Annotated in this window: 19 protein-coding genes and 1 riboswitch; of the genes, 12 read left to right on the top strand and 7 right to left on the bottom strand. The window is 59.9% G+C overall.

Translation table 11 applies throughout. The features are described 5' to 3' along the window. The first annotated feature begins 9 nt into the window (after positions 1–9). From AC5SEM_RS08505 to AC5SEM_RS08475, 7 genes are all read left to right on the top strand, one after another. Positions 10–1,305, top strand: a complete 1,296-nt coding sequence (locus tag AC5SEM_RS08505; RefSeq protein WP_495472650.1) for an MFS transporter — start codon at positions 10–12, stop codon at positions 1,303–1,305. 10 nt (positions 1,306–1,315) lie between these two features. Next, a complete protein-coding gene (locus AC5SEM_RS08500) occupies positions 1,316–2,185 on the top strand; it encodes a LysR substrate-binding domain-containing protein (protein WP_077573270.1) in 870 nt (289 codons plus the stop codon). 73 nt (positions 2,186–2,258) lie between these two features. After that, entirely contained in the window at positions 2,259–3,086 is an 828-nt protein-coding gene (gene phnX, locus AC5SEM_RS08495; RefSeq protein WP_495472649.1) for a phosphonoacetaldehyde hydrolase, read from the top strand. Positions 3,087–3,426: 340 nt separating this feature from the next. Then, entirely contained in the window at positions 3,427–4,362 is a 936-nt protein-coding gene (locus AC5SEM_RS08490; protein WP_077573272.1) for a Ppx/GppA family phosphatase, read from the top strand. 42 nt (positions 4,363–4,404) lie between these two features. Continuing rightward, positions 4,405–4,598: riboswitch (cobalamin riboswitch) on the top strand. Between the two features lie 144 nt (positions 4,599–4,742). Next, positions 4,743–5,756 carry an ABC transporter substrate-binding protein gene (locus tag AC5SEM_RS08485; RefSeq protein ID WP_495472648.1) on the top strand — a complete coding sequence of 338 codons (1,014 nt, stop codon included), beginning with the start codon at positions 4,743–4,745 and terminating at the stop codon, positions 5,754–5,756. Positions 5,757–5,764: 8 nt separating this feature from the next. Next, on the top strand, positions 5,765–6,769 hold the full coding sequence (locus tag AC5SEM_RS08480; protein ID WP_368967871.1) for a FecCD family ABC transporter permease: 1,005 nt from the start codon (positions 5,765–5,767) through the stop codon (positions 6,767–6,769). Beyond that, complete coding sequence (locus tag AC5SEM_RS08475) at positions 6,766–7,530, top strand: ABC transporter ATP-binding protein (RefSeq protein ID WP_495472647.1); 765 nt, start codon at positions 6,766–6,768, stop codon at positions 7,528–7,530. Before AC5SEM_RS08480 ends, AC5SEM_RS08475 begins: the two co-directional genes overlap by 4 nt. Here AC5SEM_RS08475 and AC5SEM_RS08470 read toward each other — a convergent pair. Both AC5SEM_RS08470 and metE read right to left on the bottom strand, forming a co-directional pair. Beyond that, a complete protein-coding gene (locus AC5SEM_RS08470; protein WP_495472646.1) occupies positions 7,514–8,020 on the bottom strand; it encodes a GNAT family N-acetyltransferase in 507 nt (168 codons plus the stop codon). The genes AC5SEM_RS08475 and AC5SEM_RS08470 overlap by 17 nt on opposite strands. Before the next feature lie 215 nt (positions 8,021–8,235). After that, positions 8,236–10,524: a 5-methyltetrahydropteroyltriglutamate--homocysteine S-methyltransferase gene (gene metE, locus AC5SEM_RS08465; RefSeq protein ID WP_495472645.1), complete on the bottom strand. Its 2,289-nt coding sequence runs from the start codon at positions 10,522–10,524 to the stop codon at positions 8,236–8,238. 423 nt (positions 10,525–10,947) lie between these two features. Between metE and AC5SEM_RS08460 the strand changes: the two genes are divergently transcribed. The 3 genes from AC5SEM_RS08460 (at position 10,948) to yecR (ending at position 14,311) form a co-directional block, all read left to right on the top strand. Continuing rightward, entirely contained in the window at positions 10,948–12,324 is a 1,377-nt protein-coding gene (locus AC5SEM_RS08460) for a pyridoxal-phosphate dependent enzyme (RefSeq protein ID WP_495472644.1), read from the top strand. Then, complete coding sequence (locus tag AC5SEM_RS08455; RefSeq protein ID WP_495472643.1) at positions 12,321–13,493, top strand: cystathionine gamma-synthase; 1,173 nt, start codon at positions 12,321–12,323, stop codon at positions 13,491–13,493. The genes AC5SEM_RS08460 and AC5SEM_RS08455 overlap by 4 nt, the downstream gene beginning before the upstream one ends. Before the next feature lie 509 nt (positions 13,494–14,002). Beyond that, positions 14,003–14,311, top strand: coding sequence for a YecR family lipoprotein (gene yecR, locus AC5SEM_RS08450; protein WP_495472642.1), 309 nt, complete (start codon positions 14,003–14,005; stop codon positions 14,309–14,311). A gap of 107 nt (positions 14,312–14,418) precedes the next feature. On the opposite strand, the gene AC5SEM_RS08445 is transcribed toward yecR, so the two are convergent. Further along, on the bottom strand, positions 14,419–16,041 hold the full coding sequence (locus AC5SEM_RS08445; RefSeq protein WP_368967853.1) for an ATP-binding response regulator: 1,623 nt from the start codon (positions 16,039–16,041) through the stop codon (positions 14,419–14,421). A 115-nt stretch (positions 16,042–16,156) separates the two neighbouring features. Here AC5SEM_RS08445 and AC5SEM_RS08440 point away from each other — a divergent pair, with 115 nt between their 5' ends. Beyond that, entirely contained in the window at positions 16,157–16,762 is a 606-nt protein-coding gene (locus AC5SEM_RS08440) for a LuxR C-terminal-related transcriptional regulator (RefSeq protein ID WP_495472641.1), read from the top strand. On the opposite strand, the gene AC5SEM_RS08435 is transcribed toward AC5SEM_RS08440, so the two are convergent. From AC5SEM_RS08435 to AC5SEM_RS08420, 4 genes are all read right to left on the bottom strand, one after another. Next, positions 16,700–17,122: a fe2+ zn2+ uptake regulation protein gene (locus tag AC5SEM_RS08435; protein ID WP_495472640.1), complete on the bottom strand. Its 423-nt coding sequence runs from the start codon at positions 17,120–17,122 to the stop codon at positions 16,700–16,702. The two genes, AC5SEM_RS08440 and AC5SEM_RS08435, sit on opposite strands and share 63 nt — an antisense overlap. 152 nt (positions 17,123–17,274) lie before the next feature. After that, on the bottom strand, positions 17,275–19,491 hold the full coding sequence (locus AC5SEM_RS08430; RefSeq protein ID WP_495472639.1) for a TonB-dependent receptor: 2,217 nt from the start codon (positions 19,489–19,491) through the stop codon (positions 17,275–17,277). Positions 19,492–19,600: 109 nt separating this feature from the next. After that, positions 19,601–20,002 (bottom strand): ParB N-terminal domain-containing protein, encoded by a 402-nt coding sequence (locus AC5SEM_RS08425; RefSeq protein WP_150707589.1) that lies wholly within the window; start codon positions 20,000–20,002, stop codon positions 19,601–19,603. A 25-nt stretch (positions 20,003–20,027) separates the two neighbouring features. Further along, positions 20,028–20,918: an HpcH/HpaI aldolase/citrate lyase family protein gene (locus tag AC5SEM_RS08420; RefSeq protein ID WP_495472638.1), complete on the bottom strand. Its 891-nt coding sequence runs from the start codon at positions 20,916–20,918 to the stop codon at positions 20,028–20,030. Between the two features lie 615 nt (positions 20,919–21,533). Here AC5SEM_RS08420 and AC5SEM_RS08415 point away from each other — a divergent pair. Continuing rightward, on the top strand, positions 21,534–22,928 hold the full coding sequence (locus AC5SEM_RS08415; protein ID WP_077573286.1) for a Y4yA family PLP-dependent enzyme: 1,395 nt from the start codon (positions 21,534–21,536) through the stop codon (positions 22,926–22,928). Positions 22,929–22,931: the final 3 nt, after the last annotated feature.

The following is a 22,931-nucleotide window of genomic DNA, read 5'->3' as shown; positions in this document are numbered from 1 at the left end:
GAAAAGATCATGAATCGTGCCCAAACCATGCCTGGTCTCGCCGTACGTTCTGCCTCGTTCCGGGTCGCCCAGTGGCGCATGCTGCTGGCGGCGATGTTCTGTTACCTGTTTTTCTACACCGGGCGGCAGACCTTCGGTTTTGCCATTCCGGGGATTCAGGCCGAGTTCGGCCTGAGCAAGGAAACCCTCGGCTGGGCTTCTGCGGCGATGCTCTGGGCCTACGCGATTGGTCAGGCCATCAACGGCAACCTCGCCGATAAATTCGGTGGCCGGCGCATCATGACGTTGGGTGCGGTGTTGTCGTGCGGTGCCAACTGGGTGACCAGTTTTGCCAGCGGTTTCACCAGCCTGATTCTGCCGTGGGGCGTCAACGGCTACTTTCAGGCCTTGGGCTGGGCGCCGGGCGGTCGGTTGATTGCCAATTGGTGGGCGGCGGGCGAGCGCGGCAAGGTCTATGGCTTCTACACTTTCGCCGCCGGTTGCGCGTCGATTCTGTCGTACGTCACTTCCATCGTCGTGCTCGAAGTGCTGCAACTGGAATGGCGCTGGATCTTCCGTTTGCCGGTGCTGCTGATGCTCGCCGGCGGGATCATTTTCTATCTGGTTGCCCGCGAACGCCCGCAGGATCTGGGCTTCGAGCCGGTGGGCGATACCGGTGTGGCCAACGCTGACGACAAGCATCAGGAAGCCGCGCAGGGCGAAGTCGAGTCCTCGGCCCAACGCTACAAAGCCGTGCTGAAAAATCCCCGGCTGCTGATCGCCGCGCTGTCACTGGGTTTTCAGAACGCTGCACGCTACGGCTTGATCGTCTGGGTGCCGGTGCACTTTCTCGGCGCGGACTGGAAAAGCGGTGACGGCATGATCGATCCGAAATGGATCACCGTCGCCCTCCCCGTCGGCATGGCGGTCGGTGCACTGAGCAACGGCTGGGTGTCGGACAAACTGTTCGGCTCCAAGCGGTATCTGGCGATCATGCTCTATATGTTCCTCGGCGCCGCCACCAGCCTGTGGATGTGGAGCCTGCCGCCGCACAGTGTCATCGGCCTGGTGGCACTGTTCCTTTGCGGCTTCTTCGTCTACGGCCCGGCCTCGAGTTTCTGGGCGCTGTGCCCCGATCTGGTGGGGGCAAAACGCGCCGGTACAGCGACCGGAATCATGAACTTTTCCTCGTACCTGTTCGCCGGATTGGCCGAGCCACTGATCGGGCGTCTGCTTGACACCACGGCAAATACGTCTCTGATCTTCATAGTGGTCACCAGCGCCTGCCTGTGCAGTGCGGCAGTGGCATTGTCCATTCGACGCTGACGGGGCTTGCATGTACCAGTATCACAAGTGGTTGCGTTCGTTTCATGCGGTGGCCAAAACCGGCAGTTTCACTCTCGCAGCCGAGTACCTCAGCGTCGGCCAGCCGACCGTCAGCGAGCAGGTCAACGCACTGGAGAACACTTTCTCGGTGGAGCTGTTCCATCGGCGTGGCCGCTACATCGAAATGAGCGCCGCCGGACACAAGCTCTACGCCATCACCCAGGGCCTGTTCGGTCAGGAGGATGAAGCCGTGCAACTGTTGCAGAGCTTCAAGCAGCGCAAGACCGGCATGTTGCGCCTCGGCGCGGTGTCACCGCCGATTGCGATGAACCTGACGTATGAGCTGATGCAGCGCCACCCGGATATAGAACTGGAAACTTCATTTTCTTCGGAAAAGGACACCCTGGCGCGGTTGTTCAACTTCGATATCGATGTGGCGATCCTGGCCTTGTCGGAATTCGATGAGCGCTTCCACACGCGGCTGTATCACCGTTATCCGATCATCGCCGTGGTCCGCGATGACCATCCGTGGGCCCGCCAGGCGCAGGTTCACATCAGTGAAATCAGCGGCGAAAAATGGGTGATGCGCGAATCCAGCGCGCGCACCCGGCAACTGGTGGAAGAAAGCTGCAAGCGCCTCGATATCGAGCTCGATTGCGTCATGCAACTCAACAGCCGCGAAGCCATCGTGCACGCCATCGTCAAAGGCATCGGCATCGGTTTCGTCTCGGCCGTCGAGTACGCCGAAACCCCGGGCACCACGCCCATTACGTTTGTCGACCACCCGTTCTTTATCGAATACCACTTGTGCTGCCTCGGCATCCGTCGGAACCGGCCAGTGATTGCCGAACTGTTTGATGCAAATCCACCGCTGACCTGATCAGCACTGCCCCTTGACCGCCTACCTCATTGCCGAGGGACGGCCCACGCTTACCTGAAAACGGAGATTGACCATGCAGTACCAACAACCGACTCACCTGCAAGCCGCGATCCTTGACTGGGCCGGCACCGTTGTCGATTTCGGCTCGTTTGCACCGACGCAGATATTCGTCGAGGCCTTTGCCGAGTTCGGCGTCGCCGTGTCGCTGGAAGAAGCGCGCGGGCCGATGGGCATGGGCAAGTGGGATCACATCCGCACCCTGTGCAACCTGCCGCAGATTGCCGAGCGTTATCGTGCAGCGTTTGATCGCTTGCCGAGTGACGACGATGTCACGGCGATCTACGAGCGCTTCATGCCGTTGCAAATCGAGAAAATCGCCCTGCATTCTACGTTGATTCCGGGTGCGCTCGAAGCGATTGCGGCGTTGCGCGACAAGGGGTTGAAAATCGGTTCGTGCTCGGGTTATCCAGCGGTGGTGATGGCCAAGGTTGTCGAACTGGCGCGGGAAAATGGCTACGTCGCTGACCATGTCGTCGCCACCGATGAGGTGCCGAATGGCCGGCCCTATCCGGCGCAGGCCTTGGCTAACGTGATTGCTCTGGGCATCGATGACGTGGCCGCGTGCGTCAAGGTTGACGACACCTGGCCGGGGATTCTCGAAGGGCGCAGTGCAGGCATGTGGACGGTGGCGCTGACCTGTTCCGGCAACGCGCTGGGCCTGACCTATGAGCAATACAAGGCATTGCCGTCGGATCGACTGGCGGAAGAACGTGCGCGGATCGGCAAGATGTTCGCGCCTTCGCGCCCGCATTATCTGATCGACACCATCGCCGAGTTGCCTGAAGTGATCGAAGACATCAATGCGCGTCTGGCCCGGGGCGAAACCCCACAAGCCTGCTGAGTAACCCCTACCCCTGATCGTTCCCACGCTCTGCGTGGGAATGCAGCCCGTGACGCTCCGCGTCACTGGACGCGGAGCGTCCCTAGAGGCATTACCACGCGGAGCGTGGGAACGATCAACAGCCAAATCGCGGGCAAAAAAAAGCTGCCAAAACCGGCAGCAAAAACTTTAAGAACACGCGATGTATTGGCCTCAGCATAGACGCCGGATAATGACAGTGTCATGACAGCCCTAAATTCATTGAACCGCCCCTGCCCCGTCATCAGGATGTCATCAAGATCACGGCAGAATCCTCGCAAACCGTCTTGAGCCTCGCGACGGACGCTCTGCAAGGACTCCCATGAAAGACGACGCCTCGCTGTTTGCCGCCATCGACCTGGGTTCGAATGCCTTTCGCCTGATGATCGGCCAGTCGGTGCGCAGCCGCAAAGGCTTGCAGATTCAGGAAGTGAAAACCCTGCGTGAACCGGTGCGCCTCGCTGAAGGTTTTGACGGTGGCGCGCTGGATGCGTTGGCACTGGATCGCGGCTGGCAGGCGTTGGCGCGGTTCGGCAAAAAGCTGCGCGGCTTCGAGGCCGGCCGAGTCCGTGCGGTGGCAACCAGCGCAGTGCGCGAGGCCGACAATGCGCAACTGTTTCTCGCCAGTGCAGAGCGGCATCTGGGCTTTCCCATCGACGTCATTTGCGGCCATGAAGAGGCGCGGCTGGTCTACGCCGGCGTGACCCATGCCTTGCCGAGCGCTGAAGACCTGCGCCTGGTAGTCGACATCGGCGGCGGCTCCACCGAGCTGATCCTCGGCCAAGGCTCACAACCATTGCTCACCGAAAGTATTGCCATCGGCAGCGGCACCTTGAGCACGCGCTTCTTTCGTGGCGGTGACGTGTCTGCCGGCGCGCTACAGGAGGCCGAACGCTTCGCCATCCTGCAGTTTGAAAAGGTTGCCCGGCGCTACCGTGCGCAGGGCTGGCAGCAAACCATCGGTTCGTCCGGCACTGCGCGCATGCTCGCCAAAGTGCTCAAGGCCAATCGCCTCAACGACTTCGGTCAGGACGGCATCACCTATGGCGGGCTGCTGCGCCTGTCGCTGCTTTTGCTGAAAGTGAACAACGTGCAACAGCTCAAGCTCGCCGGTCTGCAACCACACCGCCAGAGCATTCTGCCCGGCGGTCTGGTGTTGATGCTCGCGGCATTCAAAGTGTTCGGCATTGCACAAATGCTGCCCTCCGAACCGGGCCTGCGTCTGGGCGTGTTGCACGGTTTGATGAGCCAACACTGATCCTCGCCACGGCAGATTCGTCTCCCCTTCAGCGGCTCGATCGACTACCATGCCGCCGTCGGTTCCCGAAGGGGACTAATAGGGAATCCGAGGTGCTTGCACAGCATTGATCGGAACTGCCCCCGCAACTGTAGGTGCCGAGCCTGCTCCACGACTGCCACTGGGTAAATCCCGGGAAGGCTGGAGCAAGGCGATGACGCATCAGTCAGGAGACCTGCCGGCACAGTGATTACTAACCGGCGGGGTGTCCGGGAAGGACATCGTGCCGTGCGCGTCTTCGTTGGCTGCCCGGCCTTGCGCTGTTTTCCTGACCGCGTTCGATGGTGTGTTTCCAGACCGTACTCTCCCGCTCCCCGTACGGTTCCCTCGGAGACTGCCCCATGCTGCTGCCCCGCATCGCCACCCTCATCACCGGCCTGACCCTTGGCGCCATGGCGCAGGCGGCCTCGACTGTCTATCCACTGACCGTCGAAAACTGCGGCAGCAGCCTGACCTTCCAGCACGCCCCGACGCGCACCGTGACCATCGGCCAGGCCGGCACGGAAATGCTCTACGCCATGGGCCTGGGCGACAAAGTCGTCGGCACGTCGCTGTGGTTCAACAACGTGCTGGACAAGTACAAGGCGCAGAACGACAAGATCGAGCGTCTGGCTGACAACGAACCGAGTTTCGAATCGGTGATCGGCAAGCGCCCGGAACTGGTCGCCGTGGAGCTGGAATGGATGGTCGGCCCGCAAGGCGCGGTCGGCACCCGCGAGCAATTTCATGAGCTGAAGATTCCGACCTACCTGCTGCCCTCCGATTGCGAAGCCAAGGACAACTTGGTCGGCGCCGACGGTACGCGACTGGCACCGTTTCGCATCGAGACGATTTACAAAAGCGTGAGCCAACTGGCGCAGATCTTTGATGTGCAGGAGCGTGGCCAGCAGCTCAACGACCAACTCAAGGCCAGCCTCGCCAAATCGATTGCCACCGCCCAGGGCAAACGGCTGAAGGATGCCAGCGCGCTGGTCTGGTTTTCCAGCGCCGAAATGGACATCGAGCCGTTCGTGGCCGGACATAAAGGCATTCCTGATTTCATGCTCGACACCCTCGGCGTGCGCAACGTCGTGCAGTCCGATGAAGAGTGGCCAACGGTCGGCTGGGAAACCATCGCCAAAGCCAATCCGACCTTCCTCGTCATCGCGCGCATGGACCGTCAGCGCTTCCCCGCTGACGACTATGAAAAGAAACTCGCCTTCCTGCGCAGCGACCCGGTGACGCGCAATATGGACGCGGTGAAACACAACCGCATCATCATTCTTGACGCCATGGCCATGCAGGCCAGCCTGCGCATGTTCGACGGCATCGAGCAACTGGCCACGGCCATCAACGGCTATGACCTGTCGCAATGAGTGCCAGCCTGATCCGTACGTTGCTGGCCTTGGCGACGCTGTTGATTGCAGTGGTTGCTGGCGTGGCCATTGGTGAGACCTCGATTGAGCCGGGCGTGGTCATGCAAGTGCTGGCGAACAAATTGTGGGGCGCCGGATACGCGCTGGATCCTATCGATGAAGGCATCGTCTGGAACTACCGACTTACCCGCGCACTGGTCGCGGCGGCGTGCGGTGCCGGTCTGGCGACGTGCGGGGTGATTTTGCAGTCGCTGTTGCGCAACCCGTTGGCCGATCCGTATCTGCTGGGGATTTCTGCCGGCGCCTCGACCGGAGCGGTGATGGTGGCGCTGCTCGGGGTTGGCGCAGGGATGATCTCGCTGTCAGTCGGTGCCTTCGCCGGCGCGGTCACGGCGTTCGTGCTGGTGATTCTGCTGGCGCGGGTCAGCGGTTCGGCCAGCGGTACCGGGCAAATCATTCTCGCGGGGATCGCCGGTTCGCAACTGTTCAATGCGCTCACTGCGTTTTTGATCACCCGCTCGGCCAGCTCTGAACAGGCACGCGGGATCATGTTCTGGCTCTTGGGCAATCTCGGCGGCGTGCGCTGGCCGTCGGTGTGGCTGGCGGTGCCGGTGGCCGTGTTGGGACTGGTCGTGTGTCTGTGGCATCGCCGGGCGCTGGATGCGTTTACCTTTGGCGCGGACTCGGCGGCATCCCTCGGCATTCCGGTGCGACGTGTGCAGATTCTGCTGATTGGCTGCGCGGCGCTGGTGACGGCGGTGATGGTGTCGATTGTCGGTTCGATCGGTTTTGTCGGGTTGGTGATTCCCCACGCCGCGCGGCTGTTGCTCGGCACCGGTCATGCACGCCTGCTGCCGGCCAGTGCGTTGGGCGGCGCGGTGTTTCTGATTGCCGCTGATGTGCTGTCGCGCACGCTGATCAAGGGTCAGGTGATTCCAGTCGGGGTGATTACTGCACTGGTCGGTGCGCCGGTATTTGCCCTGATTCTGGTGGGCCGGAGATCTGCACGATGAGCAGTGTTCTGAGTTGTTCCGGGTTGACCTTCAAGGTGCGCGGCGCCGAGTTGCTCAACGGTGTCAGCCTTGAAGTTCAGCGCGGCGAAACCCTCGGCATCGTCGGGCCGAATGGATCCGGCAAATCCACTCTGCTCAAACTGCTGGCCGGGCTGCGTGAGCCGAGCGCTGGCGAGGTGCTGCTCGAAGGTCAGCGCCTGGGCAAAATGGCCCGGCGCAGCATTGCGCAAAAGCTGGCGGTGGTCGAACAACAGGCCGACACCGACGACGGCATTCGCGTGTTCGATGCGGTGGCGTTGGGGCGCACACCCTGGCTGTCGGCGCTGCAACCGTGGTCGCAGGTGGACGACGCCATCGTCGAGCAGGCGTTGACTGACGTTGACGCGATGCACCTGCGCACCCGTCTCTGGCGCAGTCTGTCCGGCGGCGAGCGGCAGCGGGTGCACATTGCTCGGGCATTGGCGCAGCGGCCACAAATCCTCTTGCTCGACGAGCCAGCCAACCACCTCGACATTCAGCATCAGCTGACCATTCTCAATGTGGTGCAGGCGTTGCCGGTGACCACGCTGATCGCCTTGCATGATCTTAATCAGGCGTTGAAATGCGATCGTCTGGCGGTGCTGGAGCGCGGGCGACTGGTGGCGCTGGGCGCGCCGCTGGAAGTGCTGACACCGCAGCGGTTACAGGAGACGTTCGGGGTCAGGGCGCACTATCTGACGGACCCGTTCGATGGGGCGCAGATTCTCAGATTCCACTCATGACGTTGTGCATGTGAGTGGTCTGCCACACCGGGTCAGCGTCGACGTCAATAATCTCGAAACCCTGCCGTTGCCAGAACGCGATGGCCCCCGGCAGAAACGGATGGGTGTGCAGGTAGATCACCTCGACTCCGTCGGCGAGTGCCAGGTCTTTGAGTGATCGATATATCGCCGCGGCCAACCCTGAGCGGCGCTGCGATGGCAGGACAAACAGACGGACGATTTCCACTACTTCAAGGTCCGGATAGGGCAAGTGCGGGAAGCGCCGGTCGTAAGGGAGATAGCCGATGGACGCGACGATTTGTCCTTCATGGCGAGCGATCAGAAAGCGCCCTGCCCCACGCAGATAAACCTCGGCAAAACGCGCCAGATCGTCAGGCATGCCGGTCGCGCTGAGCTTGGGGAAAAGCTCGGCACGGGCCTTTAGAACAAAATCCAGAACTTCAGGAATGTCTGCGTCGGACACGGTCTGGATAACGGGTTGATCACTCATGTAGCGGCAAATACCTGGGATGCGGCAGGGCACAGTAGCAACAGCTTTTCGGCGATGCCATGAGAATTCCCGTTTCTGAAAATACATACACAACCCCTGTAGGAGTGAGCCTGCTCGCGATAGCGGTGTGTCAGTCAACTCATAAGTGACTGATACGACGCCATCGCGAGCAGGCTCACTCCTACAGGGGATTGTGTGAATTCCAGCTGTAGGTGTCAGGCCAGCTCTTTCCGCAATTGCCGGGCGGCAGTAACCATGTGCACCAGCGCCGCTTCCGTCTCCGGCCAGCCACGGGTTTTCAAACCGCAATCCGGGTTGACCCATAGCCGCTCGGCCGGAATCCGCTTGGCAGCCTTGCGCAGCAGATTTGCCATCTCCGACGCATCCGGGATGCGTGGCGAGTGGATGTCATAAACGCCCGGGCCGATGTCGTTCGGGTAAGCGAAGGCTTCGAAGGCCTCCAGCAATTCCATGTCCGAACGCGAGGTTTCGATGGTGATCACGTCGGCATCCATCGCCGCGATGGACTCGATCACATCGTTGAACTCGCTGTAGCACATGTGCGTGTGGATCTGCGTTTCGTCGCGCACACCGGAGGCGCACAGGCGGAACACTTCCGCCGCCCAGTCCAGATAAGGCTGCCACTGCGCCTGACGCAACGGCAGACCTTCACGGAACGCCGCTTCGTCGATCTGCACGATCTTGATGCCGGCGGCTTCCAGATCCACCACTTCGTCGCGAATCGCCAGCGCCAGTTGCCGCGCCTGCACTTCACGGCTGACGTCCTCACGGGGGAACGACCACATCAGCATGGTCACCGGGCCGGTCAGCATGCCTTTCATGACCTTGTCGGTCAGCCCTTGGGCATAGCGGATCCACTCGACCGTCATGGCTTTCGGACGGCTGAGGTCGCCGAAGATCACCGCCGGTTTAACGCAGCGCGAACCGTAGCTCTGCACCCAGCCAAAACGGGTGAATACGTAGCCATCCAGTTGCTCGGCAAAGTACTCGACCATGTCGTTGCGCTCGGCCTCACCGTGCACCAGCACATCCAGGCCCAGACGCTCCTGGATTTCCACCGCGTGACGGATCTCGCTGTGCATGGCCTCGGTGTATTCGGCTTCGCTCAACTTGCCTTGTTTGAACGACTGCCGAGCGAGACGGATCGACGCGGTTTGCGGAAACGAGCCGATCGTCGTGGTCGGGAATAACGGCAGATCCAGCCCCGCGCGTTGCTTGGCAATGCGCTGGGCGAACAGCGACTGACGCTGGCTGTCCTTGGCCGTGATCGCCGCAACCCGGGCTTGAACCGCAGGTTTGTGAATGCGTGGCGAAGCAGCGCGAGCGGCCTGCACCGAACGGCTTTCGGTCAGGGCACGCAGCACTTTCGGCGCCTCAGGCTCATTGACGGCATGCGCCAGAACCGCGACTTCTTCGCACTTTTGCACAGCGAAGGCCAACCAGCTTTTCAACTCGGCATCGAGCTTGTCTTCACGACCCAGATCCACCGGGCTGTGCAGCAGCGAACAGGACGGCGCCACCCACAAGCGATCACCCAGACGCTCATGGGCATGCTGCAACGTCGCCAAGGCATTTTCCAGATCGCAGCGCCAGACGTTACGGCCATTGACCACGCCCAAGGACAACACTTTATAAGCCGGCAGACGATCAAGAATGGTCGGGTACTGCTCCGGCGCGCGCACCAGATCAATGTGCAAACCGTCGACCGGCAGGTTCGCCGCCAGACCAAGATTTTCTTCCAGACCACCAAAGTAAGTAGCGAGCAGTTTTTTCAGCGGATCGCGCTGGATCTGGTTGTAGGCACGCTCGAAAGCGTTCTTCCACTCCTGCGGCAGGTCGAGCACCAGAATCGGCTCGTCGATCTGCACCCACTCGACGCCTTGGGCGGCAAGACGCGCGAATATCTGCCCATACAGCGGCAGCAAACGATCAAGCAATTCCAGCTTGTCGAACTCGGCACCTTTGGCCTTGCCCAGCCACAGATACGTCAGCGGGCCGATGATCACCGGTTTGACGTTATGGCCAAGTGCGCGGGCTTCTTCGACTTCTTCGAAGAGCTGATCCCAGCCCAACTGGAACCGTTGATCAGCACTGAATTCAGGGACGAGATAGTGATAGTTGGTGTCGAACCACTTGGTCATTTCCTGAGCGTGCGCACCGCCGCAGCAGCTGTCGCTGACGCCACGAGCCATGCCGAACAGGGTCTGCAGAGTGGCTTTGCCATCGTGCGGGCGGAAGCGCTCGGGGATGACGCCGAACATCAGCGAGTGCGTCAGCACCTGGTCATACCAAGCGAAATCGCCAACCGGCAGCAGCTCTATACCGGCGTTTTTCTGCAGGTCCCAGTGGGCCTTGCGCAGCTCACGGCCAACATCACGCAGGCCGGCCTCGTTCAGTTCTCCTTTCCAGAACGCCTCTTGCGCTTTCTTCAGTTCGCGGTCGCGACCGATGCGCGGAAATCCAAGGGAATGGGCCAGTGCCATAACAAACAACTCCAATGTCCTGTTGATGGCGGCCATTGTCGGCATCGGTCGCTAGTGAGACAAACTCAATTTAATCTTGATCAACACGAGTTTCCCTCATGATCGAATCATCGCAGCCTGTCACCTGAAGACATTGCAGAGTTGAGCGCGCGGACGACGGTTGAGCGGTTTTTGCGGCAGGAAATTTCTCGGCAATTCAAGCTGTTCGTCGCCATGAAGACGCCCTTTGAAAACTCGATGACGCCTCCGTATAAACGCATCCGAAAGCACCCCGGCAGGTCTTTGATTTCGATCTATCGTTAGATCGAAATGGCTGAATTGGCGACCGACTAAAGGTTGCGACAGCTGATGTCTGAGCCTATGTTGCACGCGAGTCTTTTCCCCGCGATTGGAACGCGATCAACACCACTAAGAGGTGAAGAAATGTCAAAGGAATCACGCCCTGCCGTACTTGGGCTGATCGGCAATACTCCACTGGTGCAAGTCACCCGCTTCGACACCGGGCCTTGCACGCTGTTTCTCAAACTTGAATCGCAGAACCCCGGTGGTTCGATCAAGGACCGCATCGGTCTGGCGATGATCGACGCCGCCGAGCGTGATGGTCGTCTGCAACCCGGAGGCACCATCGTTGAGGCCACCGCCGGCAACACCGGCCTGGGCCTGGCACTGGTTGGCCGCGCCAAAGGTTATCGCGTGGTGCTGGTGGTACCGGACAAAATGTCCACCGAGAAAGTCCTGCACTTGAAGGCCATGGGCGCCGAGGTGCACATCACCCGCTCCGACGTCGGCAAGGGCCATCCCGAGTATTACCAGGACGTCGCCGCCCGTTTGGCGAAAGACATTCCCGGCGCATTTTTCGCCGACCAGTTCAATAACCCGGCCAACCCGCTGGCCCACGAATGCAGCACCGCGCCGGAAATCTGGGCGCAGACCGAACATGATCTGGACGCCATCGTCGTCGGTGTCGGTTCGGCCGGTACGCTGACCGGCCTGAGTCGCTTCTTCAAGCGTGTGCAGCCGGACCTGGAAATGGTTCTGGCCGACCCGGTCGGCTCGGTGATGGCGCAATACAGCCGCGACGGCTCCCTGCCAACGCCGGGTTCATGGGCGGTGGAAGGCATTGGTGAAGACTTTATTCCATCGATTACCGACCTCTCCAGCGTGCGCCACGCCTACTCGATCAGCGATGAAGAAAGCTTCGCTCACGCCCGCCAGTTGCTCAAGGCCGAAGGCATTCTCGGCGGCTCCTCGACCGGCACCCTGCTCGCGGCGGCGCTGCGCTATTGCCGTGAACAGACCGAGCCGAAACGCGTGGTCAGCTTCGTCTGCGACACCGGCACGCGCTACCTGTCGAAGGTCTACAACGACCAGTGGATGACCGATCAGGGCCTGTTGCAGCGCAAGGGCTACGGCGACTTGCGCGACCTGATCGCCCGGCGTTTCGAGGACGGCCGCGTGATCAGCGTCGGCCCTGACGACACGTTGCTGACCGCGTTCCAGCGCATGCGCCTTGCGGATGTTTCGCAATTGCCGGTGCTGGTGGAAGGCAAGCAACTGGTCGGCGTGATCGACGAATCCGACATCCTGCTGCCGGTGCACGAAGACGCCGCGCGCTTCAGCCAATCGGTGGCCAGCGTGATGACCGACAAGCTGCAAACCCTCGCACCCGGCGCCAGCCTTGCCGAGCTGGAAGCGGTGCTCAGCCGTGGCCTCGTCGCGATCATTGCCGATGCATCGGGCTTCCATGGCCTGATCACCCGCACCGACATGCTCAACCAATTACGGAGATCCCTCGCATGAGTCAGCACGACGATAAATCCCAAGGCTTCGCGACCCGGGTGATCCACGCCGGGCAGACGCCGGACCCGACCACCGGCGCGCTGATGCCGCCGATCTACGCCAACTCCACCTACCTGCAAGACAGCCCCGGCGTGCACAAGGGTTTCGATTACGGCCGCTCGCACAACCCGACGCGTTTTGCCCTGGAGCGTTGCGTGGCGGACCTTGAAGGTGGCACCCGCGCATTCGCGTTCGCTTCCGGGCTGGCGACGATTTCCACGGTGCTGGAACTGATCGATGCCGGTTCGCACGTGATCTCCGGCAATGACTTGTACGGCGGCACGTTCCGCCTGTTCGACAAGGTTCGTCAGCGCAGTGCCGGACACCGTTTCAGCTACGTCGATCTGACTGACCTGGCGGCGTTCGAAGCGGCGCTGCAGGACGACACACGCCTGGTGATTGTCGAGTCACCGACCAACCCGCTGTTGAGCCTGTCGGACCTCGCCGCTATCGCCCGTATCTGCCGCGCTCGCGGGATCATCAGCGTGGCCGACAACACCTTTGCCAGCCCGTATATCCAGCGGCCGCTGGAGTTGGGTTTCGACATCGTGCTGCACTCGACCACCAAGTACCTGAACGGTCACTCCGACGTGATCGGCGGCATCGCCGTGGTCGGCCAGAACGAAGAACTGGCCGAGAAGCTGGGCTTCTTGCAGAACGCCGTCGGTGCGATTGCCGGGCCGTTCGATGCATTTCTCACCCTGCGCGGGGTGAAGACTTTGGCGCTGCGCATGGAGCGTCATTGCAGCAACGCACTGGATCTGGCGCAGTGGCTGGAGCAGCAGCCGCAGGTCAAACGCGTCTACTATCCGGGCCTTGAGTCGCACCCGCAGCATGAGTTGGCCAAGCGCCAGATGCGCGGTTTCGGCGGGATGATTTCCGTGGATCTGAACAGTGATCTGGCGGGCGCGCGGCGCTTCCTTGAGAACGTGAAGATCTTCGCATTGGCGGAAAGTCTCGGTGGCGTGGAAAGCCTGATCGAGCACCCGGCGATCATGACCCATGCGACGATTCCGGCGGATACCCGCGCCAAACTGGGCATTGGCGACGGTCTGGTGCGCCTGTCGGTTGGCGTTGAAGACGTCGAAGACTTGCGCGCCGATCTGGCGCAGGCGCTGCAATCGATCTGACCTTGCAGGAACGACAAAGCCCGCATAAAGCGGGCTTTGATGTTCGAGTAGGCGGCCAGTGCTGGTCTCTGGCTTACAAGGTTTATCGGGCTTCCCACAGTACCGGGCCAAATTGAAAAGGTACGGCCTCGGCTGCTTCACACGGCATAAGGGCTGGATCTCAGCGCGGAGATCTTTCTAACCGTGTACCTTTCGGAGCGCGCCCCACGCCCCCTTGCTATCCGATTGCGCATCAGTCTGCGTCTTCGCCTACATCTTTGAGCCTAGCAAAGGCTCGTCGACATGAATCAGAGTTTTTAGACTGATTCGAGCTTTGCCCGAATCGGGCAGGAAGAGAAGTGCCTAACGGCCGTCGATCCCCCACTGCACTAGCACATTTGTGCTAATCGACCGCCCTGTCCGCTGGCGCTATATTCCCCCGCACCCCTCGATGTTCCTCAACGTTGCCTGTTCGCAGCGTGCGGGATCGTTGTGCCTGGAAATCAGAACAACACCAAGGAAGAAACACCATGAAATCCCTGATCGCAACACTCACCCTCAGCGCCTTGTTCCTCACTGGCTGCGCCACGCCGAAACAATGGGAAGCCACCGGCGGCAGCAAAAACGATGGCGTCGTCCAGGTTTCCTATGAACTGGGCCAGTTCGAAAGCGGCCAGACCAGCGCCGAACAAGGCATGACTGTCGCCGCGCAACGCTGCAAGACCTGGGGCTACAAAAACGCCGAGGTCACCGGCTCCGAAAAAAACATCTGCCGCACCATGGGCCAGTACAACTGCCTGCAAACCACCATCACTCAGGATTACCTGTGCAAGCGCTGAGCACGCATTAACTTGTAGGAGCTGTCGAGTGCAACGAGGCTGCGATCTTTTGATTTTGATCCTGACCCTGAAAAAGAAGATCAAAAGATCGCAGCGTGCCGCAGCTCCTACAGGGGTTGGATTTGCGGTCGGCGGTCGCGCAAGGTTCGCAACGTCGCGCGCAGTTCGGCCGGGCGCACCGGCTTGGACAAGATCGCGATGTGGCGGTCATGCAGGGCGGCCTGGATTTTTTCGACGTCATGTCCAGTGATGATCATTGCCGGCACTGCCCAGCCCCGCTGTTGACGCACATCGTCGATGCATTCAATGCCGGTGGCATGAGTGCCGAGGTCATAGTCGGCGACGATGATGTCGCAATCGGTGACCAGGTCCTGAGCCGTCAACTCGGCCTGAACCACACAGCCCCAACGCTCCAATAACGCCGAAGTCGCGAGCAATACGTTGCGATCATCCTCCACCAGACACACCTTCAACCCGGTCAGCAAACCGACCTGACGTGCTTCATCACGATTGACCGTTACCTGCGGCGGCGCGGTGATGGGCAAGCCGTACAAAGTCACCGCCGTACCCCGCCCAAGTTGCGAACGCAGGGCAACGCCGACACCGATCAACTCGCCCAGACGCTTGACGATCGACAGCCCCAACCCGACGCCTTCGACATCCTTGTCGCGTACCTGGCGCACCCGATAAAACTCTTCGAACACCTTGGCCAGATGTTCTTCGGCGATACCGTTGCCGCGGTCATAAATCACGATGGTCAGCCCTGCCCCGCGCCGGCGCACACCGATCAGCACCGGCCGATGCGCACCATATTTGAAGCAGTTGGATAGCACGTTCTGCACCATGGTCGCCAGCAACGCCGGATCGGTTTGCACCCAATACTCACAGGGGCGAAAACGCAACTCCACTCCAGCCCAACGTGCCGCTTCGGCGTTCTGGCGAATCAGATCTGCGAGCCATTCACCTAAATTGAAGGTTTGCAGTTTGGGCAGAACCCGGCCGTTATCGAGGGTGTACAGATCGAGAATCGAGCGGAACAGTTGCGAGACGTTGAGCAGCGATCGGTCGATGTTATCGACCAGACGTCGCTCCTCATCGCCCAACCGCGACTCCCGCAGGCAAGCGGTAAACAGACCGATGGAGTGAATCGGCTGGCGCAGATCATGACTGGCCTGGGCGAGAAACCGCGACTTTTCCAGATTCGCCGCCACCGCTTCTTCGGAGGCCTTGCGCGTACGCTCCAGCAGCAAGTGCGCATAAAACGGGATCACCGTGCTGGTGATCATCAGCATCAACACCATAAACGGCTGTGCCTGCCACACCGGGGTCAGGCGATAAACACACAGCAATGCCAGCAAGGCCAGCACCGTGGCAATCGCCAGATAACGCGAGCCATAGCGCATGCCGTTACCAAGGTTGACCCAGATAATCACCGCATACAGTGGCAACGCCGCCTCGCCACCGACCACCAGACCGAAACAGGTGCCGGTGTAATCGTGGACCATGGAAAAAATCCGCCGCGCCGGGTAATGCCCCGGCCAGCGCGCAATCGCCTGACGCAAACCGATCGAGGCCAGCAAAAACAGGATGATGTAGGTGACAACGGGCAGATAGGTATCGAAGCGCTGGCCTGGCAAAAAACCCAGTATGAGCATGTAAACCACGGCAATACTGGCGATGATGATGCGCAGGTTGGCCTGGTCGAGTTCGGTGTTTTTCTCGAACTTCATGGTTAAACGTCCTTGTGCGGCAATCGTCAGTTTCCGAATCAGCCTACAGGCAAACTTCGCGCCCGGTGCTAAGGTGCAAGCCTTGAGTAACGCCTGACCCAGGGAGGGTCATGCCATGACCTGCCGAATTATCATAGCCGACGATCACCCGCTGTTTCGCGAAGCGATGCTGCGCACGGTTCAGCGGTTGCTGCCCGAGGCCGTTATCGACGAAGCCGGCGATCTCGACGCCGTGCTGGCGCTGCTGCCTTTGGGTGATGTGCCGGACACGCTGATGCTTGATTTGCGTTTTCCTGGGCTCACGTGTGTAAGCCAGCTCGCCGAACTGCGTCGACGCTTACCCCGTACCACGCTGATTGTGGTGTCGATGGTCGATGATGAGTCGCTGATCAGCGAAGTCATGGCCGCCGGTATCGACGGTTTTATCGGCAAAAACATCGCTCCGGACGAAATCGGTCAGGCAATTCTGGCAATTCGCGAAGGTGAAGTACTGGTGAAGTTCGCGCCGTCAGGCCTGCTGCCGCTGGAAACCGGCGCCGCTCTCACGCCTCGTCAGCAAGACGTACTGCGCTTGATTGCCCAAGGCAAAACCAACAAGGAAATCGCCCGCGAACTGGAGATCTCCCCGTTCACGGTGCGCATTCATGTGTCTTCTTTATTACGCACGCTGAACGTGCCCTCGCGAGCGGCCGCCGCCGTGAAATACACGGGGGCTCTGTAGCTGCAGCAATTCCATGGCCGCAGAGGAAAATCGGTAGGTCTTGTCACTGCCAAGCACGATCAGCCCCTCTTCACCCAGACGCTTGAGCACTTCACGCACACTGACGAACGACAGCTCGGGCGATGAAGACTCGACAAACGCATGCACGCCATTCACCCCGATCCCATGCCCGTCGCGGCCGGCCACCACCAGTGCATTGATGACTTTGAAGCGGATCAGGCTGGTGCGCAGCCCAAAGTGGCGCAGCAGTTCGCGAATATGCGCATTGGCGCTGCGATCACACTCAAAGGCCAATGGGTTGTTCGCTGTCCGAAAAGCCAACGGCGCGTTTACCGCCCCCACGCCTGAGTGATTAAACATGGCGAATACTCCTTTTCTGAAAGGTTCAGGCGGACAGCAATTGCTGCCAGCCTGCCGGACCACGTCTCGGACAGCCAACGTGATCGTGAAGCTATATATAGAAGGAAAATCGGTAACCGCCGTTGGCGACCGTTACGCCCTGCCCGTTCACATCAGAAATCGACCGTGGCCGACAGCTGCAAGGTCCGCGGGTAACCTGGAGAGAACGCGCCGTAGGACGCCACGCCCGACCAGTACTCACGATCGAAGACGTTCTGCACGGTGGCGCGGAACGTCGTTGGCCGGCCTTCGATTTTGGTCGCATAACGCGCGCCGGCGTCGACGCGGGTCCAGGCATCCAGCTCCTGAGTGTTGGCCTGGTTGACGTACTGGCTGTCGGTGTAGATCGCCCCGCCGGTGAGGGTGAAGCCTTCAAGCCATGGCGTGTCCCATTCGGCCCAGAGGTTGGCTTGCACGTCCGGCACGCCAACCGGTTTGTTGCCACGGTTGGCCTGGGTCGCCGAATCGGTCAGTTCACCGTCGAGCACGGTCACGCCGCCCATCAGGCGAGTGCCCGGGGCCACTTCGCCGAACATGCTCAACTCGACACCACGGTTGCGTTGTTCGGCCTGCACAGAGAACACGTTGTCGGCACCGACTTCACCGCTCGGCTTCTCGATCTGGAACAACGCCAGCGTGGTCATGAACGTACCGTGCTCGTACTTGACGCCAATCTCATGCTGCTTGGATTCGTACGGGGCGAAGGTTTCGCCGGCATTGGCCGCCGTGCCCGGGGCGATGTCGCCCTTGCTCAAGCCTTCGACATAATTGTAGTAGAGCGAAACGTCTTGCCAAGGCTTGACCACCACGCCGACCAGCGGGCTCGTGGCGTTGTCCTTGTATTTCGAACTGACCGCACCGGCCGCGTTGTAGTTACGCGATTCGATGTCCTGACGACGCACGCCGAGGGTCAACTGGAAGCGGTCATCGAGCATCGACATTGTGTCGGTCAACGCCACGCCGGACAGCTCCGATTCGGAAACGCGCAACACCTTTGGCGAGTTGATGTACTGCTGCGGCCTGTCGATCGGGTGGTAGATATTCGACAAGATGGCCGTGCCGTTGTTGATGCCGCGTGACAGCTCATCCTGATACCGGGTCGCCATGACCGTGGTGGTGTGAGTGATCGGGCCAGTGGCAAACACACCACGCATACCGACGTCAGCCGTCGAGCGATCAACGTTGAATTTGTAGTAGCCGGGAATGTTGCTGGTATCACCGGCGTCGTTGAGGATTCTCGGCACCTGGTCGGACAGGCGCTTGACGTCGGACTTGCCGCCACCAGCATGGGCGAACACGGTGACGTTGTCGGTCAGGTCATATTCGCCACCGAGCAACGCTGACTGCTCTTTGGTGTCCGACCAGCCCCAGTCCTGCGAGTGATTGGTGCGGCCGTTCGGCGCAGACGGCACATCAACGCCCGGCGCGATGGTGAAGGGCCGCGAAGCGCCCTCCCAGCTTTCTTTCTGGCTGATGTAATCGAGGTTCAGGCGCAGACGCTCGCCGCGATAATCCAGGGCGATCGCGCCGACACCGAGGTCGCGATGCTGATCATCGACGGCGGTATCGCCACCCTGCAGGTTGCCGTTGAAACGCACGCCGAACTGGTTCTCCGAACCGAAGCGCCGGCTCAGGTCCAGGTGCCCGCCGACCTGAGAATCCGAGGCATAGGTGCCGGTGAACCGGGTCAGGTCTTCATCCAGCGGACGCTTGGGCACGATGTTGATCACGCCGCCGACGCCGCTGTTCGGCGAGATGCCGTACATCAGCGCGCCCGGCCCCTTGAGCACTTCAACGCGCTCGGCGTAGTCGGTGAACACCCGATAATTCGGCGCGACACCGTAGACGCCGTCGAACGCCAGCTCACCAAGGTTGCCTTCGCCAATCGGGAAGCCACGGATGAAAAACGAGTCGACGATACCACCAGTCTGCCCGGTCGAGCGCACTGAAGGATCACGTTCCAGCGCATCGGCGACGGTCACGGTTTGCAGATCGGCGAGGGTTTTGGCGGTGTAACTGGTGACGCTGAACGGCGTGTCCATCACGTCTTTGTTGCCCAGCATGCCCAGCCGTGCGCCGCGCGCTACCTGACCACCGGCGAGGGTTTCCGGCAAGGCAGTCGCACCGTTGTAACGGGCGTTGACGTTGGTGGTGTCGAGGGTCAGCGCGTCCGGCGCGGCGTTCGCAGTCGGGTCGGCGGCAACGCCTGTTTGCTCGGGGCTGGCGGCCCAAGCGTTGGCGCTTCCTGCGACCAAAACGAAATTCAGCATGGCGGTACGCACGGCGAGTGTTAACACCCGCTCACCGCAAGGACGACTGACAACAGGCATGACGTGAGGATCCTTTTCATCGAGGGAAAATGGTAATCACTCCTATTGCCAGTCGATCTGCGAAAAAGTATCACCCGCAGTAAAGTTTTTTTCCGTCGCCCGATCAGGGTCAGGCGTAGAGACGCTCCAGCGGAATCGCGACCACCGGCAGCGCGGGGTCAAACGCGTGCCGGGTGGTCTTGTACGGAAAAATCTCGCCGCGGGCGATGGTGGTGAAAATTCGCGCCACCTCGAACGCTTGTCCGGTTTGCCAATGCCGCACACAGACGCGCGGATCGGAGTAGTCGAGCTGGATGCACGGCACCCGTTTCAAACCCAGCTGCAACGCCGCGGTGAAACGGTGATTGCCGTCCATCACGATGCCGCGCGAACGCTCGACGATGATCGGTTCCAGCCAATGCCCGGCGCGGACAATCGACTCGCGCAGCAGCGTCACGTTGGCCGGATCGACCTGCTCCGACTGCAACACGTCGCACAGTGGCCGCAGCGCAATCTGATAACCGTGGTCCATGGTGATCTCCTGATTCGCCGGGGATTCAGCAGGCATCGGCGCGGGCAACCGGCGCATGCTGACTGGCCACATCGAGCAGGCGTTGGGCGAGTTCGATCAGCGGCAAGTCGACCATCTCGCCGTCCACTTGCACCGCATGGCTGCCCGTGGCCACCGCTCGCATCACGCGGTCGGCCCACGCCAGTTGGCGCGAATCCGGCAGGAAGGCGCGCTGCACCGTCGCCAGTTGCCCGGGATGGATGCACAGCTTGGCGCCGAAGCCCAGCGAACGCGCGTATTGCGAGTCTTGGGCAACCACCGCCAAGTCGCTGATCGCCGGCGTCACGCCATCGATCGGCGACGGCAGATCCGCCGTGCGCGACGCCAGCACGATGCGGTTGCGGGCAAACAGAAACGCCTCGGGCACCTGGCTGCAGTTGATATCGAGCGAGAAATCTAGCGAGCCAAACGCCAGCCGCGCCACGCCCGCAATCGCAGCGATCGACTCGACCTGCTGCAGGCCTTTGGCGGTCTCGATGATCGCGACGATCGCCAGCCTCGGTTGCCACTCCAGCAAGCGCTCGACCGCCCGCGCCAGCGTCTCGGGACATTCGGCCTTGGGCAGGAAAATCCCGCTGCAACGCTCGGGGTAACGCAGGTCGCTGAGCCAGCTCAGGTCCTGGCGAAACAGCGAACTGCTGACGCTGTTGAGGCGGATGTAACGCTCACAAGCAACGCTCGGCGTTTTCTCCTGCCACGCCTGGATGGCGTCACGGGCGGCGACTTTGCTGTCCGGATGTACGGCGTCTTCGAGGTCGAGAATGATCGCGTCCGGGCCCGCTTCGCAGGCTTTGGAAAAACGCTCGGGACGGTTGCCCGGCACGAACAGGTAGCTGATCGCGAGTGGCGCTTTGCGGCTGAGTCGATCGGATTGCATGGCGTTGCTCCTTTGACGTGAACCCGTCGTGGTTTTTGAAAATTTTCAGGCCCGTTCAACGGCAGATTTGCCTGCCGTGCCGGGGCTTATCGCAACAGCCCTTAACGCCTTATTGATCAAGCAATTAAGAGACTTTTTAATCTCGGGACGAACGAGTCCTTGAGCGTGTAAATGCACGTTCATGGATTCGCCTGAAACAGGTCTTTATTGAAAAATATTTGAAAACCTTACTTGATAATCGTTCCTGTTCGCAATATTGTTCACGCCGCCAAGAGGAACTATTCTCGTTTCAAAGCAAGTCATCGGTATCTGCAAAAGTACCTGTCAGTGATGTCACTTAAACATCAGCTACAGGCTGCTACAGGGCAATGGCCAGCAACTAATGGCCATTCAATACATCCGCACAAACCTTATGGAATGGGGTTCTCATGCAATTATTTTGTGAACCATTTATTACGATCATGGCTACAGATCCAATAGCGGATTTCACTTGGCACCCGCCTCCCGGTTGTTTAAAGCCTCGACGCTGACGAGCAAAAAAAGACAACCCGCATCGATAACGATCGATGATCGGACTATCAATGGCGACGCAACTTTCGACGCTATGGGTTAACTATGCCTACAACAAATAAATCTGCTGTTGAACAGCCGTATAAAGTTCATCACCCGGAAATGTTAACGCCGCTGATCGACCCGGTTATTGCCACGTTTATCAACAAGTTCCCGAATAAACTTGCAGACTTGGTGGAACAACAGGGCTCGCCGTTAAATCTGGTCTGGCCCCATGCGTTTGAATTAAACACGCAAGCGCTGCTGAACGTATTGAAGCAATACCAGGTTCCCCATGCCATTTTCTACGGGGCCAAGGCCAACAAGTCGCAAAGTATGCTCGGCGCTGCAGCGAATTCGGGGATCGGCGTCGATGTGTCGAGCATCCACGAGTTGAATGCTGCCCTGCGCGCAGGTGTGCCGGGCACCAGAATCTGCGCCACAGGACCGGCCAAAACAGCCGTTTTCCATCAAGCGCTGATCAGCGCCGGTTCATTGATTTGTGTGGATTCGCTGGAGGAATTCGATCACCTGCATTGCGTGCTCCCACCACAACCAGGTCCGACGAAAACCAGAGTTTTACTGCGTTACAGACCAAAAAGCAGTCAGAACAGCCGATTCGGAATGGGTTCGCAAGACCTGCTGCAATGCCTGCAACGGTTGACAGAAAAACCTGAGCTTTTTCATTTTGAAGGTTTCCATTTTCACCTCGGCGGCTATGGATTCGAATCCCGCGCACAAGCCTTTCGTGAGGTCAGCGGATTTATCGAGGCGGCCAGGGAAATGGGCTTGAATCCGCAGATGATCGACATCGGTGGCGGCTTGCCGATTCGCTATGTCGAACCTGAGACCTACGCTCAGTTCCTGCAAAATGACAATAACCCGAGCCACTATGACAACCAGAAAGTTCCCGCCACTTATTATCCTTACGGCAGTGAACTGACCGCGACACAATGGCTGACGTTATTACTCGAAGCCGAGCATTCTCACGGCTTGTCGATTGCCAATTACTTGAAGACCCAGCAAATAACACTGGCACTCGAGCCGGGCCGAAGCCTGGTCGATCAAGCCGCCATTTCAATCTTTCGCGTCACGCGCAGCAAACAATTGGCTGACAATAAAACTGTAATCTTCGTTGAGGGCAGCAGTTTCAGCGCTTGCGAAACCTGGTTTGCCTCGGAATATCTGCTAGATCCAATACTTGTCAGCACCAAACAACAGCCAAACACCCCGACTCAGGCTTATATCGCCGGCCATAGTTGCCTGGACGATGACGTCATCACCCATCGCCTGATCAACTTTGCAACGGCACCGCAAGCCGGTGACTTATTGATTTATATCAACACCGCCGGTTACCAGATGGACTTGCTGGAAAACGAGTTTCATCGCCATCCCCTGCCCCGGCGGCTGATGGCGACCTGTTGTACGGAAGGTAACTATGCGTTTTCACCTGACTACTAAAGG

Source organism: Pseudomonas sp. CH61 (assembly GCF_059429415.1).
The sequence above is the reverse complement of the archived record's forward strand: the minus strand, read 5'-3'. Positions and strand labels throughout refer to the sequence as shown.

What these genes read in the sequence shown, in the direction of transcription:
- AC5SEM_RS08485 (WP_495472648.1), top strand. Translation starts at nt 4,743, where the DNA reads ATGCTGCTGCCCCGCATCGCCACCCTCATCACCGGCCTGACCCTTGGC.
- AC5SEM_RS08440 (WP_495472641.1), top strand. Translation starts at nt 16,157, where the DNA reads ATGACCTGCCGAATTATCATAGCCGACGATCACCCGCTGTTTCGCGAA.
- yecR (WP_495472642.1), top strand. Translation starts at nt 14,003, where the DNA reads ATGAAATCCCTGATCGCAACACTCACCCTCAGCGCCTTGTTCCTCACT.
- AC5SEM_RS08460 (WP_495472644.1), top strand. Translation starts at nt 10,948, where the DNA reads ATGTCAAAGGAATCACGCCCTGCCGTACTTGGGCTGATCGGCAATACT.
- AC5SEM_RS08445 (WP_368967853.1), bottom strand. Translation starts at nt 16,041, where the DNA reads ATGAAGTTCGAGAAAAACACCGAACTCGACCAGGCCAACCTGCGCATC.
- AC5SEM_RS08435 (WP_495472640.1), bottom strand. Translation starts at nt 17,122, where the DNA reads ATGTTTAATCACTCAGGCGTGGGGGCGGTAAACGCGCCGTTGGCTTTT.
- AC5SEM_RS08475 (WP_495472647.1), top strand. Translation starts at nt 6,766, where the DNA reads ATGAGCAGTGTTCTGAGTTGTTCCGGGTTGACCTTCAAGGTGCGCGGC.
- AC5SEM_RS08500 (WP_077573270.1), top strand. Translation starts at nt 1,316, where the DNA reads ATGTACCAGTATCACAAGTGGTTGCGTTCGTTTCATGCGGTGGCCAAA.
- AC5SEM_RS08455 (WP_495472643.1), top strand. Translation starts at nt 12,321, where the DNA reads ATGAGTCAGCACGACGATAAATCCCAAGGCTTCGCGACCCGGGTGATC.
- AC5SEM_RS08425 (WP_150707589.1), bottom strand. Translation starts at nt 20,002, where the DNA reads ATGGACCACGGTTATCAGATTGCGCTGCGGCCACTGTGCGACGTGTTG.
- AC5SEM_RS08490 (WP_077573272.1), top strand. Translation starts at nt 3,427, where the DNA reads ATGAAAGACGACGCCTCGCTGTTTGCCGCCATCGACCTGGGTTCGAAT.
- AC5SEM_RS08505 (WP_495472650.1), top strand. Translation starts at nt 10, where the DNA reads ATGAATCGTGCCCAAACCATGCCTGGTCTCGCCGTACGTTCTGCCTCG.
- AC5SEM_RS08430 (WP_495472639.1), bottom strand. Translation starts at nt 19,491, where the DNA reads ATGCCTGTTGTCAGTCGTCCTTGCGGTGAGCGGGTGTTAACACTCGCC.
- metE (WP_495472645.1), bottom strand. Translation starts at nt 10,524, where the DNA reads ATGGCACTGGCCCATTCCCTTGGATTTCCGCGCATCGGTCGCGACCGC.
- phnX (WP_495472649.1), top strand. Translation starts at nt 2,259, where the DNA reads ATGCAGTACCAACAACCGACTCACCTGCAAGCCGCGATCCTTGACTGG.
- AC5SEM_RS08420 (WP_495472638.1), bottom strand. Translation starts at nt 20,918, where the DNA reads ATGCAATCCGATCGACTCAGCCGCAAAGCGCCACTCGCGATCAGCTAC.
- AC5SEM_RS08415 (WP_077573286.1), top strand. Translation starts at nt 21,534, where the DNA reads ATGCCTACAACAAATAAATCTGCTGTTGAACAGCCGTATAAAGTTCAT.
- AC5SEM_RS08470 (WP_495472646.1), bottom strand. Translation starts at nt 8,020, where the DNA reads ATGAGTGATCAACCCGTTATCCAGACCGTGTCCGACGCAGACATTCCT.